Source organism: Phenylobacterium sp., from assembly GCF_030697305.1.
Classification (GTDB): Bacteria; Pseudomonadota; Alphaproteobacteria; order Caulobacterales; family Caulobacteraceae; genus Phenylobacterium.
On record NZ_JAUYQL010000087.1, the window covers coordinates 1 to 18,175 of the forward strand.

The 18,175-nt window shown below is 70.4% G+C and carries 15 protein-coding genes and 1 pseudogene; 9 read left to right on the forward strand and 7 right to left on the reverse strand.

Annotated elements, in window-relative coordinates; genetic code table 11:
• The 8 genes and pseudogenes from Q8R27_RS09245 to Q8R27_RS09280 all read left to right on the forward strand — a co-directional run.
• On the forward strand, positions 1-803 hold an 803-nt coding region (locus Q8R27_RS09245), incomplete at its 5' end, for a S1 RNA-binding domain-containing protein (protein WP_305698747.1).
• 191 nt (positions 804-994) lie between these two features.
• Positions 995-1,279, forward strand: coding sequence for an integration host factor subunit beta (locus Q8R27_RS09250; protein WP_305595240.1), 285 nt, complete (start codon positions 995-997; stop codon positions 1,277-1,279).
• Positions 1,280-1,287: 8 nt separating this feature from the next.
• Positions 1,288-1,686 (forward strand): annotated as a pseudogene (gene mscL / locus Q8R27_RS09255) (large-conductance mechanosensitive channel protein MscL); the annotation flags it as partial.
• Positions 1,687-1,917: 231 nt separating this feature from the next.
• Positions 1,918-2,568: a phosphoribosylanthranilate isomerase gene (locus tag Q8R27_RS09260; protein WP_305698748.1), complete on the forward strand. Its 651-nt coding sequence runs from the start codon at positions 1,918-1,920 to the stop codon at positions 2,566-2,568.
• Between the two features lie 15 nt (positions 2,569-2,583).
• Positions 2,584-3,804: a tryptophan synthase subunit beta gene (gene trpB, locus Q8R27_RS09265; protein ID WP_305698749.1), complete on the forward strand. Its 1,221-nt coding sequence runs from the start codon at positions 2,584-2,586 to the stop codon at positions 3,802-3,804.
• Positions 3,801-4,631 carry a tryptophan synthase subunit alpha gene (gene trpA, locus Q8R27_RS09270; RefSeq protein WP_305698750.1) on the forward strand — a complete coding sequence of 277 codons (831 nt, stop codon included), beginning with the start codon at positions 3,801-3,803 and terminating at the stop codon, positions 4,629-4,631. The genes trpB and trpA overlap by 4 nt, the downstream gene beginning before the upstream one ends.
• Positions 4,632-4,635: 4 nt before the next feature.
• Positions 4,636-5,562 (forward strand): acetyl-CoA carboxylase carboxyltransferase subunit beta, encoded by a 927-nt coding sequence (locus Q8R27_RS09275; protein WP_305698751.1) that lies wholly within the window; start codon positions 4,636-4,638, stop codon positions 5,560-5,562.
• A gap of 24 nt (positions 5,563-5,586) precedes the next feature.
• Positions 5,587-6,903, forward strand: coding sequence for a folylpolyglutamate synthase/dihydrofolate synthase family protein (locus Q8R27_RS09280; protein ID WP_305698752.1), 1,317 nt, complete (start codon positions 5,587-5,589; stop codon positions 6,901-6,903).
• A 40-nt stretch (positions 6,904-6,943) separates the two neighbouring features.
• Here the strand turns inward: Q8R27_RS09280 and trxA are convergent, their stop codons facing one another.
• The 7 genes from trxA to Q8R27_RS09315 form a co-directional block, all read right to left on the reverse strand.
• Positions 6,944-7,279, reverse strand: coding sequence for a thioredoxin (gene trxA / locus Q8R27_RS09285; RefSeq protein WP_305698753.1), 336 nt, complete (start codon positions 7,277-7,279; stop codon positions 6,944-6,946).
• A gap of 81 nt (positions 7,280-7,360) precedes the next feature.
• Positions 7,361-10,816, reverse strand: a complete 3,456-nt coding sequence (gene addA, locus Q8R27_RS09290; RefSeq protein WP_371134675.1) for a double-strand break repair helicase AddA — start codon at positions 10,814-10,816, stop codon at positions 7,361-7,363.
• A gap of 5 nt (positions 10,817-10,821) precedes the next feature.
• Positions 10,822-13,842: a double-strand break repair protein AddB gene (addB, locus tag Q8R27_RS09295; protein WP_305698755.1), complete on the reverse strand. Its 3,021-nt coding sequence runs from the start codon at positions 13,840-13,842 to the stop codon at positions 10,822-10,824.
• The gene (locus tag Q8R27_RS09300; RefSeq protein ID WP_305698756.1) at positions 13,839-14,546 is read right to left on the reverse strand and encodes a nucleotidyltransferase family protein; all 708 of its coding nucleotides are present in this window, start codon (positions 14,544-14,546) and stop codon (positions 13,839-13,841) included. Before Q8R27_RS09300 ends, addB begins: the two co-directional genes overlap by 4 nt.
• Positions 14,543-15,631, reverse strand: a complete 1,089-nt coding sequence (gene amgK / locus Q8R27_RS09305) for an N-acetylmuramate/N-acetylglucosamine kinase AmgK (protein ID WP_305698757.1) — start codon at positions 15,629-15,631, stop codon at positions 14,543-14,545. Before amgK ends, Q8R27_RS09300 begins: the two co-directional genes overlap by 4 nt.
• Positions 15,621-16,076: a tRNA (adenosine(37)-N6)-threonylcarbamoyltransferase complex ATPase subunit type 1 TsaE gene (tsaE, locus tag Q8R27_RS09310; protein ID WP_305698758.1), complete on the reverse strand. Its 456-nt coding sequence runs from the start codon at positions 16,074-16,076 to the stop codon at positions 15,621-15,623. Before tsaE ends, amgK begins: the two co-directional genes overlap by 11 nt.
• Positions 16,073-16,948: a 1-acyl-sn-glycerol-3-phosphate acyltransferase gene (locus Q8R27_RS09315; RefSeq protein ID WP_305698759.1), complete on the reverse strand. Its 876-nt coding sequence runs from the start codon at positions 16,946-16,948 to the stop codon at positions 16,073-16,075. Before Q8R27_RS09315 ends, tsaE begins: the two co-directional genes overlap by 4 nt.
• 92 nt (positions 16,949-17,040) lie before the next feature.
• Between Q8R27_RS09315 and zapE the strand changes: the two genes are divergently transcribed.
• Complete coding sequence (zapE, locus tag Q8R27_RS09320; RefSeq protein ID WP_305698760.1) at positions 17,041-18,156, forward strand: cell division protein ZapE; 1,116 nt, start codon at positions 17,041-17,043, stop codon at positions 18,154-18,156.
• Positions 18,157-18,175: the final 19 nt, after the last annotated feature.

Sequence of the window (18,175 nt, forward strand, 5' to 3'; positions counted from 1 at the left end):
TCGTGGAGCTGGAAGCCGGCGTCGAAGGCCTGGTCCACGTGTCCGAAATGTCCTGGACCAAAAAGAACGTCCATCCGGGCAAGATCGTCTCCACCAGCCAGGAAGTGGAAGTTGTCGTCCTGGACGTCGATCCGTCTAAGCGTCGCGTGTCGCTCGGCCTCAAGCAGGCGATGGCCAATCCGTGGGAGGCCTTCATCGAGGCCCACCCCGTCGGTTCGACCGTCGAAGGCGAAGTCAAGAACGCCACCGAGTTCGGTCTGTTCATCGGTCTCGACAACGACATCGACGGCATGGTGCACCTGTCGGATCTCGACTGGGCCGCGGCCGGCGAAGAAGCCATCGCCAAGTATAACAAGGGCGACATGGTCAAGGCCAAGGTGCTCGACGTCGACGTCGAGAAGGAACGCATCAGCCTGGGCGTCAAGCAACTGGCCGGCGATCCGATGTCGGGCGACACCTATCGCAAGGGCCAGACGGTGACCGTCACCGTGACCGAGGTCACGACCGGCGGCATCGAAGTGCGCTTCGGCGAGGACGCGGCTCAGATGAGCTCTTTCATCCGCAAGTCCGACCTGTCGCGCGACCGGGCCGACCAACGCCCGGAACGCTTCGCCGTCGGCGACCGCGTGGACGCTCAGATCGCCAACTGGGACAAGGCCGCTCGCCGCGTCTCGCTGTCGATCAAGGCGCTGGAAATGGCCGAGGAAAAGACCGCCATCGAGCAGTTCGGGTCCTCGGACTCCGGCGCTTCGCTGGGCGACATCCTGGGCGCAGCCCTGCGCGAGAAGGCTCAGAAGGAATAGAGCTTTCTGCGCGGGCGAAGTCCGCCTGAACTGTAATAGACCCCGTCAGGCTCGCGCCTGGCGGGGTCTTTTCGTTGGGCGATCGCTCGGCGTTTCGGCGCCGGTGCGCGTCCCGCCGAGAGCGCTGCTTTGCGCCTTGAACTGGCGGCGCGGTTCGACCATGGTCCGTCGCTCCACAACCGCAGGCCCGTATGATAAAATCGGAACTGATCGCTCGCCTCGCCGAGGAGAACCCGCACCTTACCCAGCGCGACATCGAGCGCGTGGTGGGCGTGATCCTCGAGCGGATGATTCATGCCCTTGAGGATGGAGGCCGCGTTGAACTGCGTGGTTTCGGGGCTTTGTCGGTCCGTTCGCGCGACGCGCGCGCCGGGCGCAATCCGCGGACCGGCGAACCGGTCGAGGTGCGCGCCAAGCATGTCCCGTTCTTCAAGAGCGGCAAGGAGCTGCGCGAGCGCCTGAACGCCGACGAGTGAGTGAGCGCATGAGCATATTCAGCGAATTCCGCGAGTTCATCGCCCGCGGCAACGTCATCGACCTGGCGGTCGGCGTGATCATCGGCGCGGCGTTCAACTCGATCGTCAAGAGCCTGGTGGAACAGGTGATCATGCCGCCGGTCGGCCTGCTCACCGGCGGCGTCGATTTCTCACACAAGGAATGGATCCTCAAAGTCGACAACCCGGCGACGCCGGCGATCGACCCGGTTGCGATCCAGTACGGCGCGTTCATCAACACCGTGATCCAGTTCCTGATCGTCGCCTGGGCGGTGTTCCTGCTGGTCAAGCTGGTGAATGTGATCCGCCGCGCAGACGCGGCCAGCGCCGAGGAAACGCCGGGTCCGACCCCGACCGAGGCGCTGCTGATCGAAATCCGCGACGAATTGCGCGGCATCGCACCCGCGCCCACCGTCGCAGCGCCTTCCCCTGCGGTCGCCGCCAAGCCGGCGGCGCGGAAGCCTGCGCCGCGCAAACCCAAAGCCTGAGCCTGCCCAACGCGAACGATAGCGCCATCGACGTCGCCAGTATTATAAATGAATGTTCATTCTTCTATTGATCGACCGATGAGTTGGCCGCGGCCCTTGTCCCCGGGCGGCGGAAACCCCTAATCCCCGGCCATGAGCGATGCGCGCATCCAGTCGAAGATCTGCGGCCTTTCCACGCCAGACGCCGTGCGCGCTGCGCTGGACGGCGGCGCGGCCTACATCGGGCTGAACTTCTTTCCCGCAAGTCCCCGCTACGTCACGGTGGACGCGGCGGTGCGGCTCGCGGCGCCGGCGCGCGGCCGAGCGCGGATCGTTGCTGTGCTGGTCGATCCCTCCGACGCACTGCTGGACGAGGTGGCGCGCGATCTGAAACCTGATTTCATCCAGCTTCATGGACCCGAGACGCCGTCCCGCGCGCTTGAGGCTGGGCGTCGCACGGGTGCAGCCGTCATCAAGGCCATGCCGATCTCGGACTCCGCCGACGTCGCGCGCGCCCAGACCTATGAGGACGCGGTGGACCACCTGATGTTCGACACCAAACCGCCGAAGGACGCCGTACTGCCCGGCGGCACCGGAGCGCGGTTCGACTGGACCCTGCTGGCCGGGCGCCGATTCGCCAGGCCGTGGTTCCTGGCTGGCGGCCTCGACCCCTGGAATGTCGGAGAGGCGATCTCCGCGTCCGGCGCGCCCATCGTCGACGTTTCCTCTGGCGTGGAGCGTGGTCCCGGCCTAAAGGACCCGGCCTTGATCACGGCCTTTCTCGACGCCGTGCGCAGAAGCTGAAGGTCGAGCGCGCCGGTGACCGTGACCGCAAAACCCAACGACTACACAGCCTATCCCGACGCCCAGGGGCGGTTCGGCGATTATGGCGGCCGCTACGTGCCCGAAACCCTGATGCCCTTGGTGCATGAGCTGGATGCGGCCTATCTGGCGGCCAAGGCGGACCCTGCGTTCCAGGCCGAGCTCGACAGCTTCCTCACCCATTACGTGGGTCGACCCTCGCCGCTGTACTTCGCCGAGCGGCTCACCGCCCACTACGGCGGCGCGAAGATCTATCTGAAGCGCGAGGAGCTGAACCACACCGGCTCGCACAAGATCAACAACTGCATGGGCCAGATCCTGCTGGCCCGGCGGATGGGCAAGACCCGGATCATCGCCGAGACCGGGGCCGGCCAACACGGCGTGGCCACCGCCACCGTCTGCGCGCGTTTCGGCCTGCCCTGCGTGGTCTACATGGGTGCGGTCGACGTCGAGCGGCAGAAGCCGAACGTGTTCCGCATGAACCTGTTGGGCGCCCAGGTGGTCCCGGTGACCTCGGGGTCGGCGACGCTCAAGGACGCCATGAACGAGGCGTTGCGCGACTGGGTCACCAACGTCCACGACACCTACTACCTGATCGGCACGGCGGCCGGCATGCACCCCTATCCGGAGATGGTGCGCGACTTCCAGGCGGTGATCGGCCGCGAGGCGCGCGCCCAGGTTCTGGCGCTCGAAGGCCGGCTGCCCGACGCGGTGGTCGCCTGCGTCGGCGGCGGGTCTAACGCCATCGGCCTGTTCCATCCGTTCCTCAACGACGAGAGCGTGAAGCTCTACGGCGTCGAAGCCGCGGGCTCCGGCATGGACACCGGCCGGCACGCCGCTGCGATCAACGGCGGGCGCCCCGGCGTGCTGCACGGCAACCTCACCTACCTGCTGCAGGACGTCGACGGCCAGATCACCGAGGCCCACTCGATCTCGGCCGGCCTGGATTATCCCGGCATCGGACCGGAGCATTCCTGGCTGCACGACGTCGGCCGCGCGATCTATCTCACCGCCACCGACACCGAATCCCTCGAGGCGTTCAAGCTCTGCGCCGAACTGGAGGGCATCTTGCCGGCGATCGAATCCGCCCACGCGCTGGCCCGCCTCCCCGATGTGGCGGCCGAGGTCGGCAAGGGCGGCATCGTCGTGCTCAACCTGTCCGGCCGCGGCGACAAGGATGTCGCCACCGTCGCCGACTACCTGGGACGTTCGATTTGACCACGGCGCGTATCGACGCCTGCTTCGCCGCGCTGAAGGCCGAGGGGCGCGCAGCGTTCGTCGCCTATGTGATGGCCGGCGACCCGGATGCGGCGACTAGCCAGAAGATCCTCAACAGCCTGCCCGGCGCCGGCGCCGACATCATCGAGCTCGGCATGCCGTTCTCCGATCCGATGGCCGAGGGGCCGCCGATCCAGCGCGCCGCGCAGCGCGCGCTTGCCGCCGGCATGACCCTGAAGGCGACCCTGGGCATGGTTCGCGCTTTCCGCACCCGTGACGACGTTACGCCGATCATCGCCATGGGCTACATGAACCCGGTTCTGAATTGGGGCGTCGAGGCCTTCGCACGCGACGCCGCCGAGGCGGGCGTCGACGGCGTGATCCTCGTCGATGTTCCACCGGAAGAGGCCGATCCCATCGCCGACGCCCTGAAGTCGGCCGGCCTGTCGCTGATCATGCTGGCGACGCCGACCAGCGACGACGCGCGTGTCGGCACGATCGTCCGCCGCGCCTCGGGCTTCGTCTACTACGTCTCGGTGGCCGGGGTGACCGGCGTCAAGGAAGCCGATGCGGACGCGGTGGCGCCGGCGGTGGAGCGGGTGCGCCGCATCTCCGGCCTGCCGGTGGCGGTCGGCTTCGGCATCCGCACGCCGGAGCGTGCGGCGGCGGTCGCCCGCGTCGCCGACGCCGTGGTCGTAGGCTCTGCCCTCGTCGAAGAGGTGGCCAGAGGCCTGCAGATGAACGAAGACGTTACCTTGAGCGTGCTTTCAAAAGTAGAATCGTTAGCTAAGGCTGTCCGTTCCGCCCGATTCGGCCTGACGGTTTAGAACCATGGCGATGGCTGACCAAAAAGACGACAAGCCCGGCAAGGGGCCCCAAACCCCGAGAGAACGTCGCGGCTGGCTGGCGCGGATAGCCCCTGGCGTGCGCAACGCCTTCGCCAAGCGCGAGACACCCGAGAACCTGTGGGTCAAGTGTCCGGACACCGGCGAGATGATCTACCGCTCGGACCTGGAGGCCGCCCATTGGGTGACCCCGTCCGGCAGCCACATGCGCATCGGCACGCAACTACGCCTGCGCTACACCTTCGATGACGGCAAGTTCGAGAAGATCGCGTCCCCGGTGGTCGCCGACGACCCGCTGAAGTTCCCCGACGAGCGCCCCTATGCCGAACGGCTGAAAGCCGCGCGGAAGTCCACCGGCGAGCAGGATTCCGTCGCCATCGCGTTCGGCCAGATCCAGGGTCAGCCGGCCATCGTGCTGGTCCAGGATTTCGCCTTCATGGGCGGCTCGTTGGGCATGGCTGCGGGCGAAGCCTTCATCAAGGGCGCGCAGGAAGCCGTGCGTCGCGGCGTGCCGTTCGTGGTGTTCACCGCATCTGGCGGCGCCCGGATGCAGGAAGGCACCCTGTCGCTGATGCAGATGGCCCGCACCACCCTGGCGGTGAACGAGGTCAAGGCGGCGGGCCTGCCCTATGTGGTCGTGCTGACCGATCCCACTACCGGCGGCGTGCTGGCGTCCTACGCCATGCTGGGAGACATCCACCTGGCCGAGCCAAACGCGACCATCGGATTCTCCGGGCGCCGGGTGATCGAGCAGACCATCCGCGAGACCCTGCCCGCCGCCTTCCAGAAGTCGGAGTTCCTGGTGGAACGCGGCATGGTCGACAAGGTGGTGTCCCGCAAGGAACTGCCCGAAGTCCTGGGCTCGATCCTCAAGACGCTGATGATGGGCCGCTCACGCGCCCAGGCGGCCTGACCGCCGCCTTAGGACCCGCTTGGCATGTACGATGAGATCCGCGCCTTCGACGCGTTGATCGCGAGGCTGCGCGAGCAGTTCCCCTCGCTCATCGACCTGTCGACCGGGCGGGTCGAACGCCTGCTCGAACAGCTCGGCCGACCGCAGGACCGCATGGGTCCGGTGATCCACGTGGCCGGCACCAACGGAAAGGGATCGACCTGCGCCTTCCTGCGCGCCATCGGCGAGGCGGCGGGCCTGCGGGTGCATGTGCTGACCTCGCCGCACCTGGTGCGCTTCGCCGAGCGAATCCGCATTGCAGGCACGCTGGTGTCGGAGCCGGAGCTACGCGAGCTGATCGACCAGGTGATCGCGGTCAACGCCGGCCAGGAGATCAGCTTCAACGAGATGCTGACGGTTATCGCCTTCGAGGCGTTCGGTCGCCAGCCGGCCGATCTCTGCGTCATTGAGGTTGGCCTGGGCGGCCGTTTCGACAGCAGCAACGTGTTTCCCGCACCCGCGGTGAGCGTGATCACCCCGGTGGACTATGATCATCTGGAGATGCTGGGGCCCGAGCTCACCAAGATCGCCTGGGAGAAGGCTGGGATCATCAAGGCCGGGCGCCCGGCGATCGTCGCCCGCCAGCGCCCCGAGGCCGCCCAGGTGATCGAGGCCGAAGCCGAGGCGCTGAGCGCGCCGGTGTGGATGATGGGCCGCGAGATCGACGCCTGGGAGGAACGCGGCCGTCTGGTGGTGCAGACCCCCGACCGCTTGCTCGACCTGCCGGCTCCGAGCCTGGGCGGTCGCCATCAGGTGGAGAACGCCGGCCTCGCGGTCGCTGCCGCGGTGCGTTTCGCCGGCGAGCGGATCGACGATCAGGCGATGGCGGGGATTTCCAATGCGGTTTGGCCGGCACGCTTCCAGCGCCTGACGACCGGCCCGATCGGCGCACCGGCCAAGGCGCGCGGCGCTGAGTTATGGCTGGATGGGGCGCACAATCCGCACGGCGCGCTGGCGCTGGCCGAGACCGCCCAGCGGATGGCCGCGCGCGATCCCCGGCCGCTGACGCTGATCGTGGCGATGTACGGCCGCAAGGACCCGCAGGGCTTCTTCCAGGCGGTGGCGGCGCTGGGCGCGCGGATCATCACCACGACGTTCGAGTCCGCCACCGCCATGACCCCGGCGGCGCTGGCTGATGCGGCTGTCGAGGTGGGGTTGCAGGCCGAGCCTGCGGAGGATGTGCAAGCCGCACTGGACCTCGCGCTCGCCGCCAAGGGTCCGGCGCCGCGCATCATCATCTGTGGTGGGCTGCATTTCGCCGGCGAAGTCCTGGCGTTGAGCCCCGAGACCTGGCCGACCTAGAGGCCGGCCCCGGCTTTCACCGGGGGCGGGCGCACTCCGTTCAGGCGACGCTTTGCACGCCGGCTTCGGAGAGCCATTCGAGGATCTTCTGCTTGGGCATGGCGCCGACCTTCATCGAGGTCATCTGGCCGCCCTTGAACAGCATCATCGTCGGAATGCCGCGCACGCCGTAACGGGACGGCGTGGTGGGGCTTTCCTCGATGTTCAGCTTGGCCACCGTCACCTGGCCGCCCAGCTCCTCGGAGATCTGCTCCAGCGCCGGCGCGATCTGCTTGCAGGGGCCGCACCATTCAGCCCAGAAGTCGACGAGCACCGGCCCATCGGCCTGAAGAACGTCCCGATCAAAGGACTCGTCGGTGATTTGCACGGTGCTCATTTAGAGGCTCCTCTCGCGGCCGGACCATCAACGCGGCGACCGCCTTCCCGATCCGGCATGTAAGCGGGTGACGCCGCGGTATCAACCACTGCGGCCAAGCTCGACCAGCGATTGGGCCATCAGGTTTTCTTGAACCGGCATCAGCTTAGGACCGTCGGTCCACACCAGGGCCGCTTCCACCACGCGTCCGGGAAACACTTCGCCCAGCACCGCGGCGTACATCGCCATCTGGCGGATGTAGGCGGGGTCGGCCGCCTCGATGGTCGCTGGCGACGGGCGGTTGGTCTTGAAGTCCACCACCAGCACCCGGTCTGGCAGCACCACCAGCCGGTCGATGCGGCCCGAGATCGCCAGGCCAGCCGGCAGGCTAGAGGCGCCGCCGGTGATCGCAACCTCGGCGCGGCTGCCGGGTCCGAACACCTCGGCGAAGCGGGGATCCCGCAGCACCGACAGGGCGGCGGTGGCCATCTCCGCGCGCTGGACGTCGTTCAGGTCGGTCTCGCGGCCCAAGAGGGTCGCGGCCGCAGCGGCGCGATCGGCGGCCGGCAGGTCGGGCAGGATCTGCAGCAGGCGGTGGATCAAATCGCCCCGCCGGAAACGCCCCAGCCCGGCGGTTTCGATCAGCGGGGAGGGCGCGCGACCGGCGTCGGATGCGGTCTCGGACGGCTGGGCGAAGCGCGCGAAACCTTCGGCCTCGGCGTCTTCCCCTGCCCAGGACGCCAATGCGGAGGGACCGGAGTCGCTACGCTGCGACGCGCCCAGCGCGCGCGGGTCGGGGCCGAAGCGCAGGGCGGTGACCGCACCGCAAGCCGCCGGGCGCACGTGCGGCGCCACCTGCTCGTGATCGAGCGCGGCCTTGAGCAGCGGCCACCAGCCCTTCAGGCCCTCTTCGCGCCGGTTCGCAGCGATCCGCCCGCAGATCACCAGTCTGTCCCGGGCCCTGGTGAGGGCGACGTACAGCAGGCGGAGCGCCTCCTCGTCCTCCTTGCGGGCGCGGCGCTCGCGCGCGGCGGCCGAGGCTTCGCAGTCGGCGGCCTTGGACGCGCTCCACAGGAAGCCACCTTTGTCGGTCTCCATCAGCGGCGAGCCTCGCGCGCCGGCCTGGGCGGCGGCTTCGGGCAGGAAGACGATCGGAGCCTCCAGCCCCTTGGCGCCGTGGGTGGTCATCACCCGCACCTCGTCGCGCCCGTCGCCCATCTCGCGCTTGACGACGATGTCTAGGTCGGCGAACGCCGCGACCAGGCTCTCCAGGTCGTCGACGCCGCGCGCCTCGGCGGCCAGCACCTGGTTGAGGAACTCGTCCAACGCGTCCTCCGCCTCGCCGCCCAGCCGGCGCAGCAACCGGCTGCGCGTCGAGCGCCCCTGCGCATCGCGCAACGACAGCATGCGGCTGAAGAACTCGAAAGGCCGCCGCTCCCCCGCCAGCGCGCGGGCCTGGGCCAGCAGCGCGGCGGCCCCCTGCCAGTGCGGCCGTTCAGCCGCGCGCGCATGCAGCAGGTCCCAGAGGTTTTGCTCCTCCCGGCGGTGGGCCAGCGCGTAGAGGCTGTCGTCATCCAGGCCGCACAGCGGACTCTTCAGCAGCGCCGCCAGGTTCAGCTCGTCGCGTGGGAACTGAACGAATCGGGCGAGCGCCATCAGGTCGTCGAAGACGATGTGCTGCGACAGCGCCAAGCGGTCGGCCCCGCCCACCGGCACGCGGGCGTGCTTCAGCGCGCGCAGGATGTCCTCGAACAGCGCGCCGCGTTTTCGCACCAGGATCAGCACGTCGCCAAACCGCGCGGGGCGCCAAGCCTGGGAGTCCTTGTCGAACACCGCGTCGCCGCGCGCCACCAGATCGCCGATCTCGCAGGCGATGGCCTCGGCGAGGCGGCGGTTGGCTCCCGTCTCGGCCTCTTCGTCCAGCGGCGCGTCCCAGGCGCCGCGGTCCTCGCCGCGGATCTCCTGCACCAGCGGCCAGACGTCGACACAGCCGCGATGGTCGGCGCGCATCGGCTCGTGGCGCAGCGGTTCCAGCCTCGGCGGCGCGCCGGCGATGAACACCGCGTCGACGAAGCGCAGCACCTCGACCGTCGAGCGCCACGAGGCGGTCAGCGGCGCCACCACGCCACGCCGCCGCGCCGCCTCGATCCGCAGCATGTAGTCCTGGGTCTCGAGGATCAGGCGTTCAGGGTCAGCGCCCTGGAACGAATAGATCGACTGCTTGTCGTCGCCGACGATGAACAGGCTGCGTTCGATCTGCGTGTCACGCGGGCGACCCTCGCCGGAGAAGAACTCGCCGGTCAGGGCGCGGACGATGTCCCACTGCTCGGGCGCGGTGTCCTGCGCTTCGTCGACCAGCACGTGGTCGATGCCGCCATCCAGCTTGTAGAGCACCCAGGCCGCCGCCGGCCGCGTGGCCAGCAGCTTGCCCGTGCGCTCGATCAGGTCGGCGAAATCCAGGGCGCCGGCGGACTGCTTCTCCAGGCGGTAGGCGGTGAGGTAGGCGTCGGCCAGGGTGAGCGCGTAGACGCTGTCCCAGGCCACCCGTGCGGCGCGCACCTTCTCGCGCCCGATCTCCAGCGCCCGCTGCGCGTCCAGCAGGCGACCGCGCAGTCCCTCGTGCGCCTTCAGGCCGCTGGTCTTTGCGACCCACGCGGCCGGCGTTCCTTCGCCCTTCTCGGTGAACAGTACGGCCAGGGCGTCGGCCAGGGTCGGGGCCTCGAGTTGGGCGAGGGCGCGCAGTTGCGCGGCGCAGCGCTGGTCGGTCTTGCCGCCGGCGTCCAGCACCGCCGCCGCGGCCAGGCAAAGCTCGCCATCCAGCGCCGCCATGGCTTCGGCCGCCTCAGCCTCGGCGTCGGCCGGCCCGTCGAACCCGCAGGCCTCCCAGATCCAGGACTGCGCGCCGTGCAATCCGCCCTGGACGTCCAGGAAGGCGGCCAGCGCGCCGCGCCGCGCCTCGAAAGCCTGGAACATCGAATTGAAGGCGTTGAAGTCGAGGGCGACCGAGAACCGGGCGTAGGCCTCGGCGACCGCGCCGGTTCCTTCCAGGGCGTAATGCGCGACGCCGCGCCGCGCGCTCGCGGCGATCGCGGCGGCGGCCACGTCGTCCATCACCCGGAAGCCCGGCGAGACCCCGGCTTCAAGGGGAAAGCGCCGCAGCAGTTTCTCGCAGAAGGCGTGGATGGTCTGGATCTTCAGGCCGCCCGGCGTCTCCAGCGCGCGGGCGAACAGGGCGCGGGCCGCCGACAGCCGAGCGGGTTCGTAATCGTCGTTCGCCGCCGGACCTTCCAGCTCCGCAAGCTGACGCGACAGCTCGGCGTCATCGCACACCGACCAGCGGCCCAGGCGCTCGAACAGGCGGCGCTGCATCTCGGCGGCGGCGGCCTTGGTGTAGGTGACGCAGAGGATCGCCGCCGGCTCGGCCCCGGCCAGCAACAGCCGCGCCACACGGTCGATCAGCGTCTTGGTCTTGCCCGAGCCGGCGTTGGCGGTGACGAAGGCCGAGAGCGTCGGATCGGCCGCGACACGCTGCGGGTCGGCGATGGCCGCGTCGACGATCAGGTTCACGCGTCTGCCTCCCCGTCGTCTCCGCTGGTCGACCACTCGAACACGCGGGCCAGGTGGTCGTAGTCGCTGGCGTACTGGTGGACGAACTGCGGCGCGGTACGCGAGACATAGGCGCGCAGCGGGTCCTCGAACTGTTCGATCAGGTCCTTCAGGCCGATCAGCGCGAGCTCGGCGGCCTCGTGCGCCCGCTCGCCGGCCAGGGCGCGCACCTCCTCGCGGCCGGCCGGCTTGCGGCCGGTGACCTCAAGATAGGTCAGGTCGCCCGGGATCACCTCGCCGGCCTCGGCGAAGCCGCCGGCGCCCAGGATCGCGGCGGTCAGGGTAAGTTGCGGCGAGAAGCCCGCGTCCACCACCTTCTGCGACGGCGCCTTGCCGGTCTTGTAGTCGAGGATGTGGCCGAACCCGTCGGGGGTCAGTTCGATTCGGTCGGCGATGGCGGTGACGGTGAACGGGCCGCCCGCCGTCTTGAACGTCAACCTGCCCTTGGCCTCGATCAACAGGGTCGGTCCGACCTTGCGGCGGCGGCGCTCGAGGTCGGCCACCCACATCGCCGCCTCGCGCGCCAGGGCGCGTTCGCGAGCCAACGCCGCGCGGGGCATCCCGGCCGCCTCTAGCGCCTCGACGTAGTAGCCCTCGAAGACCTGCGCCGCGTCGTCAGGCACTTCGCGCGGCCAGGTCTTGGCGAACCGCTCGAACGCCGCGTGGATGGCGGTGCCACGAGCGCGCGCCTCCACCGGCTCGTCCGGCCGCTCCAGGCGTCGCAGCCTGAGGATGTCGCGCGCCCAGACCGCATAGGGGTCGCGGGTCAGGGCCTCGACGCGGGTCACCGCCAGTACGCGCGGACGGTGCGCCACGGGCGGCGCGGGCGCGGGCCGTCGGGCCGGGGCGTACTCCCCAGGGGCGTCGAGGTTGCGCGCCCAGTCGAGAAGTTCGGGGCGTCCGGCGATGGCGACGCCTGCGCCGCGCGCCAGCGTCTCCAGTCGCCACAGCCAACGCGACTTCACCGCCGGCGCGCCCTCGCGGCGCTCGGCGTGCAGCAGCACCACGTCCGGCGCGCAGGCCGCCTGGGCGAAGTCGTGCGCGGCCAGGCCGACCCGGCGCTCCGGCGGCGGCAGGCCCAGCTTCTCGCGCATGGGGCGCGACAGGAACGGATCCAACGGCGCCCCTCGGGGCCAGACGCCCTCCTCCAGGCCGGCCAGGATTAGGCGGTCGGCGCGCACCAGCCGGGCCTCGATGGCGCCGAGGATGCGCAGGCGCGGATGAGTCGCGCCGCCGGCCCGCACCGTTTCCCCCTCGACCAGCCGCGACAGCAGGTCGGCGAAGCGCTGGGCGGTGACCGGCGGCAGACCTTCGGCTTCGCGCATCAACGACGACAGCAGGCGCCCCACGCCCTCGCCGCCGTGGCCGGCCCAGAGTTCGCCAGGTTCGCCGCTGGCGTCAGCGGCGATCGCCTCCATCGCCGTGGCCAGAGCGCGCGCGGCGTCGCCCGGCTCGGCCTCGCGCCCCGCGAAGGGCGTGCAGAGCGCTTCGAGCACGACGCGCAGGCGTGCAGCGAGGTCAAGCGCGGCAGGATGGGCGTCGCCCAGGCGCGCCTCCAGCGCCTCCCAGGCGTCGGGCCTCGGCCCGCGCAGGGCGCGGCGCTCCAGCGTCTCGCGGGCGGCTTCGAGCGTGGCGGACTCCAGCCCGAAGCGGGCGAACGGGTGCTTGAGGATCGCAAGGAGGACGACGGGGTCCAGCGGGTCGGCGCAGGCCCGCGCAACGAGGCCCGCCAGCACCCCGCAGCGGCATCCCGACAGCGCCTCGCCGGCCGAGGAGTCGGCGATCACGCCCCAGCGCGCCAGCTTGGCGGCGACCCGGCGGGCCAGGCCCTGGTCCGGCGCCACCAGCGCGGCGGTGCGCCCCGGGGTCTCCAGCGTCTCACGCAGCAGCAGGGCCGCAACGGTCGCCGCCTCCTCGCCGCTGCGCGCGCTGATCAGGCTCAGGCCTTCCAGGCCCGCGGCGATCGGGTCGATCCCCTCCTTCTCACCTTCAAGGCGCAGCTTGTTGATCACGCCCAGCCAGTCGGCGGTGGATTCGGCCGGTCGCAGCGCCTCGTTGACCACCCGGCGGCGCCACCGCCCCCGGGCCTGGAAAGTCGCCGAAGCCGGCCATGTCGCCACCGCGCCGCGATCCACCTCGGCCCGCAGCAGCAGACGGCGCATGGCGCCCTGCGGATGTTGTTCGCCGACATTGTCCCAGGCGTCGTTCGCCAGGCTCTCATCGAGCCCCGGCAGCACCACCGCGCCCAGCGGCGCGGCGGCGATCACCGCCAGCAGGTCGGCGGTGGCCGGCGCGGTGCCGGTGGATCCCGCGGCGATCAGCACGCCGGGCGGCGGATGCTCCCGCCAGCTCTGCGCCAGGCGCCGCAACAGGGCGACGCGGCGCGCGCTGACGTCCACCAGGCCCATGGCGTGCAGCCGCTTCGGCCACGCGTGAAGCGCCGCCTCGAGGAAGCGGCTGGACAGTCGCCAGTGTTCGGCGAGGTCGGCCTCGACCAGTTCGTCCAACCGATCCTGGGCGTCGATCTCCTCGATCTGCAGGCTGTCGAAGAAGCTTCCCAGGGCGTCGGCCAACTCCAGCGCCTGGGCCGCGCCCGGCGCGCCGCCGGCCAGCAGGTGCGCCTGCTCGTGGACCAGCCGGGTGAGTTCGAACCTGCGCCGCAGCGGCTCGATGGCGGCCGGCAGGTCGATGGCGATGTCGCCCGGCTCGAACGGCGGTTCGCCCTCGTCCAGGTCGCCCAGCGGGCGCATCTGCGGCGGCAGCACCGCACGGCCTTCAGCGGCGGCCAGGAAGGCGTCGGCCAGCGCCCGCGCGCCGCGCCGGGTCGGCGTCAGCACCACGGCCTGCGACAGCGCCTCCGGCCCTAGGTCCACGAGCGCGGCCTGCAGCCCTTTCGCCAAGTCGAGGGCGAACGGCCGGTGCGCCGGGATGTTGAACCAGCGCGGTCCGGGACGGCCGAAGATTGCGTCCCAGGTCACCGCAGCCGGGCCTCGGCCTCCGCTAGCGCGCGCGGGTCTCCGACCTGCATCCACAATCCAGGAGGCTGAACACCGAAAAGGCGGCGGGCGTGGGTGGCGGCTAACCAGAAGTCGAACAGCGAGAAGATCTCGCGAGGGTCGGCGTAGACGGCCTGTGGATCCATGATCTGCACGCCGAAGCAGTGCAGCGGCGCTTCAGCGTGATCGCCGCGATGCGTGAGCGCGCCATCTGCGTCGGCGAAGAAATCACCAGGGGTGTCGAAGCCCAGGGTGCGCGCTTTCGGCGTCACGATCACGCAGGCGTCCATCCGGGCTGGATCCCAGGCGTTGGCGATGAGTTTCAGCGCGGCTGGTCCCGAAGGAACCCACACATAGTCGCTATTGGCGACCCAGATGGGTCCATCGCCGAGCAATGCGCGGGCGTGCTTCAAGCCGCCGCCGGTTTCCAGGAGCCTCGTCCGTTCATCGGAGATGAGGAATTCCGCATCCCGACGCCGCTTCAGATGCGCCTCCAGTTGATCGGCATGGGCATGCACATTGACCACCACGCGCTCGACGCCGGCGGCCAGCAGCGGATCCACCACGTGGTCGATGAGCGCCTTGCCCCCAACTTCGATCAGCGCCTTGGGACGGCTGTCGGTGAGCGGTCGCATGCGCCTGCCGAGCCCGGCGGCCATCACCATGGCGGTTGTCGGATCGCTCACCGGCGGGCGTCCCGCGGCACGTGGCGGTCGAACCAGGCCTTCAGGGGCGCAAGCTCCGGATCGGCCAGGCAGCGGTCGAGATATTCCCACAGCCTGGGCATGAAAGCCGCGTAGCGAGGCTTGGCGTCGCGGGTCACCAGGCGGGCGAAGATGCCGAGGATGCGGCTGATGTTGAGCGCGCCCAGCGAGTGGTAGTCGGCCGTCAGGGCGGCGCGGTCGGCGTCGGGGCGCAGCGCGAAGTAGCGGTCGAGCGCGGCGGCCTCGAGATCGGCCGAGACGTCGCGGCGCGCGTCGTGCAGCAGCATCGACAGGTCCCATGCCGGATGGGCGCGCAGGGCGTCCTGGAAGTCGAGCAGACCCACCCGCGCCGCGCTCTCGCGCTCCGGCAGCCAGATCAGGTTCTCGGCGTGGTAGTCGCGATGGCAGAAGACCGAAGCCCCGGCCGCGCCCCGCGCGTAAATCGGCGTCCAGAGGGCGTCCCATTCGGCGGTCGCGTCCGCGCCGAACGTGAGGTCGGTCTTCAGCTTGGGCAGCCATTCGACGAACAGGTCGCCGGCGGTGCGCAGCGCCACCGCGTCGTAGTCCAGCAGCGGCCAGTCGGCGCCATCGGCGCTGAGCATGGCCGGCGGGGTGATGGCGTGCAGGCGCACCAGCGCCTCGATGGCTCCGTCGTACAGGGGCCACTCCTCGGCGCCGGCCTCGATCAGCCGCGCGTAGAGGTCGTCGCCCAGGTCCTCCAGCACCGCCAGACCGTGGCCGGCGTCGTGGGCCTCGATGCGCGGCGCCGACAGTCCCTGGGCGCGCAGCCAGCCGGCGGCGGCGACGAAGGCGTCCACGCGGCCGGCTGCGAGCCGGGCCAGCGCATTGTATCCGCCCGCACGGCGCTGCTCGGGCGTCGCGTCCGGCGGGCAGGGATCGCTCTCCACCGGCGGTTGGTCCATGAAGATCAGGCTGCCGCCCGAGGCCGGATACAGGCGCTCGTAGCGGCGCGTAGAGGCGTCTCCGCTCAGCGGTTCGCGACGCGCGGCGCCCAGGCCGGCGCTGCGCAGGAATTCGGCCTTCAGCGTTTCGCGATCAGAACTCAAGCTTGCGTCCTTCCCAGGCGCCGCGGGGCGCCAGCCGCGCGCGGCGACCGGTTCCCTCCAGGGTGATCTCTATATCGAGTCGCGAGCGCGGCAGGCGACCCTCCAGGCGTTCCGGCCATTCGATGACCGCCGCCCCGTCGTCCAGCGCCTCGTCCAGGCCGATCTCGTAGGCCTCGTCGGGCGAGCTCAGCCGGTAGAGGTCGAAATGGGCGATCTTGAGTCTCGCGCCCTCGTAGAACTGCACCAGGGTGAAGGTCGGGCTGGGCACCTCCTCGTCCGGCGTGGTCAGGGCGCGGACCAGGGCGCGGGCCAGCGTCGACTTGCCGGCGCCCAGCGGCCCGCTCAGGCAGATCGCCTCGCCCGGACGCAGCGCCGCGGCCAGCGCAGCCCCCAGCCTGGCGGTGGCCGCCTCGTCGGCTAGTCCGAACTCGCGGGCGGCGCTCATGCGAACGGCCGGTCATGGTCGAGGGGCAGGGTTTGCTCGACGTAGCGCTTCAGGGCCGCGCTGACCTCGGCGGCCTCGCCGTCGAGCGCGCCCGGCGCGATCAACGGGCCGAGGGTGAGGGTGAAAGTCCGCCCTCGCTTGTTCAGCAGTTCGTGGAACAGGGTGATGTCCCGCAGCTCGCTGGAGAAGCGGTTGAACAGGTGGAACAGGGTGGAGGCCGGCCCTTCCAGATGGATCGGGACCACAGGCGCGGAATATCGGCGCGCCAGCGATACTGCGCTCGCAGCCCACGGCGGATCGGCGAGCGTGCCGTCGGGCGCGCGGCGGGCCAGGCGCCCGGCCGGAAAGATCACCAGCGCGCGTTCGGCTTCCAGGGCCCGGCGGGTCAGGTTCAAGGTCACGCGGGTGCGCTCTCGAGTCCGCTTCGCCTCGACCCACTCAACGGGAATCAGAACCTCGTCGAAGCCGCGCGCCACGCGGTGGGCGTCGGAATTGGCGTAGAACACGAGGTCGGGACGCACGGTCTTCAGGGCGTCGTAAGCGGCGATGCCGTCGGCTAGGCCGGTGGGATGGTTGACCACGCAGATCACGCGGCCACGGGGTGGAACGCGCTCCAGGCGCCGCGCGGTCACCTGCAGGTCCAGCATTGCGGAGATCAGCTCCAGCGCGGCGCGACCGCCGATCGGGGCGATGGCGTCGGCAAGCCCGCGCGCCTTGCGATAGCCCAGCAGGGCATAGAGGGTTGGCCGCAGCAGCGGCCAGGCGACGCTGGCCGCAAGCCTTGGCGCCCGTTCCGCGATCAGGCGGTCGACGATGTGGTCGTGGGCGTCGCCGTGGGCGGGCCGCGACCCGCTGGCGGCGGCGAGGGTCATTGGCGCAAGGATGCTCCGGCGGGCGCTGGCGGCGCAAGCGCCGGAAAGGGCGGCGGTTGTGATCGCGCGCGTCCCGCGCTAGGCGGGGAGGGATGCCGTCTCCCCTGGAAGCCGCCTATCGCGCCCGAATCGACGCCGGCGAAGTGCGGCCCGATCCGGCGCAGGCAGAAGCGCTGCGCGCGCTCGTACGGCTCGAGGCCGACCTCGCCGAGGCCGCCGGCGGCGGCCTGCTCGCCCGCTTCCGAAAGCCTCAGAGCCAGCGCGGCGTCTATCTCTGGGGACCCGTCGGCCGCGGCAAGTCGATGCTGATGGACCTGTTCTTCGAAACCCTTTCGGGCGCAGACGCCCGCCGGGTCCATTTCCACGTGTTCATGGCCCAGGCCCACCGGCTGATCGGCGCCTGGCGCAGCGGCGATGCGGCCGCCCGCCGCGAGACCTTTGGCCAGCACAAGGGCGACGACCCCATCCCGCCGGTGGCCGACGTGCTGGCGGGCGAGGGCCGGCTGATCTGCTTCGACGAGTTCCAGGTCACCGACATCGCCGACGCGATGATCCTGAGCCGGCTGTTCGAGGCGCTGTTCTCCCGCGGCGTGACCTTGGTCGCCACCTCGAACCGCCCGCCGGACCAGCTCTACAAGGACGGCATCAACCGCCAGCTCTTCACGCCCTTCATCGACCTGCTAAAGGCGCGGATGGAGGTGGTGGGGGTGGCCGGACCGCACGACTACCGGCTGGACCGGCTGCGCGCCGCCGGCGTCTGGTTCGCGCCGCTGGACGATGCGCATGAAGCGGCGTTCGACGCGCTGTGGCGCGACATGCTTTCAGGCGAGGCGGAGGTGGGCGAGACGCTGGAGGTGATGGGCCGCAAGGTGCACCTGCCCCACGCCCGCGGCGGCCTGCTGCGCGCCTCGTTCGCGAGCCTGTGCGGCGTGGCGCTGGGCCCCAACGACTACCTGGCGATCGCCGCGTGTTTCCACACCGTGTTCCTGGGCGACCTCCCTCAGTTGACGCCGGAACGCCGAGAGGAGGCGCGCCGCTTCGTCACTCTGATCGACACCCTGTACGAGGCGCGCAGCCGGCTGATCGTGCTGGCCGCAGCTGAGCCGCAGGACCTCTATGTGCAGGGCGCGGGCGCCTTCGAGTTCGAACGCACCGCCTCACGGCTGCAGGAGATGCGATCAGCCGAGTGGCTGAGCGAGCCCGACTGAGGCTGCTTGCGCCCGTCCG

Bases quoted from the DNA above. Each gene is read 5' to 3' on its own strand.
- Q8R27_RS09275 (WP_305698751.1), top strand. From the start codon at position 4,636: ATGGCGATGGCTGACCAAAAAGACGACAAGCCCGGCAAGGGGCCCCAA.
- Q8R27_RS09260 (WP_305698748.1), top strand. From the start codon at position 1,918: ATGAGCGATGCGCGCATCCAGTCGAAGATCTGCGGCCTTTCCACGCCA.
- tsaE (WP_305698758.1), bottom strand. From the start codon at position 16,076: ATGAGCGCCGCCCGCGAGTTCGGACTAGCCGACGAGGCGGCCACCGCC.
- Q8R27_RS09280 (WP_305698752.1), top strand. From the start codon at position 5,587: ATGTACGATGAGATCCGCGCCTTCGACGCGTTGATCGCGAGGCTGCGC.
- Q8R27_RS09315 (WP_305698759.1), bottom strand. From the start codon at position 16,948: ATGACCCTCGCCGCCGCCAGCGGGTCGCGGCCCGCCCACGGCGACGCC.
- Q8R27_RS09250 (WP_305595240.1), top strand. From the start codon at position 995: ATGATAAAATCGGAACTGATCGCTCGCCTCGCCGAGGAGAACCCGCAC.
- zapE (WP_305698760.1), top strand. From the start codon at position 17,041: ATGCCGTCTCCCCTGGAAGCCGCCTATCGCGCCCGAATCGACGCCGGC.
- trxA (WP_305698753.1), bottom strand. From the start codon at position 7,279: ATGAGCACCGTGCAAATCACCGACGAGTCCTTTGATCGGGACGTTCTT.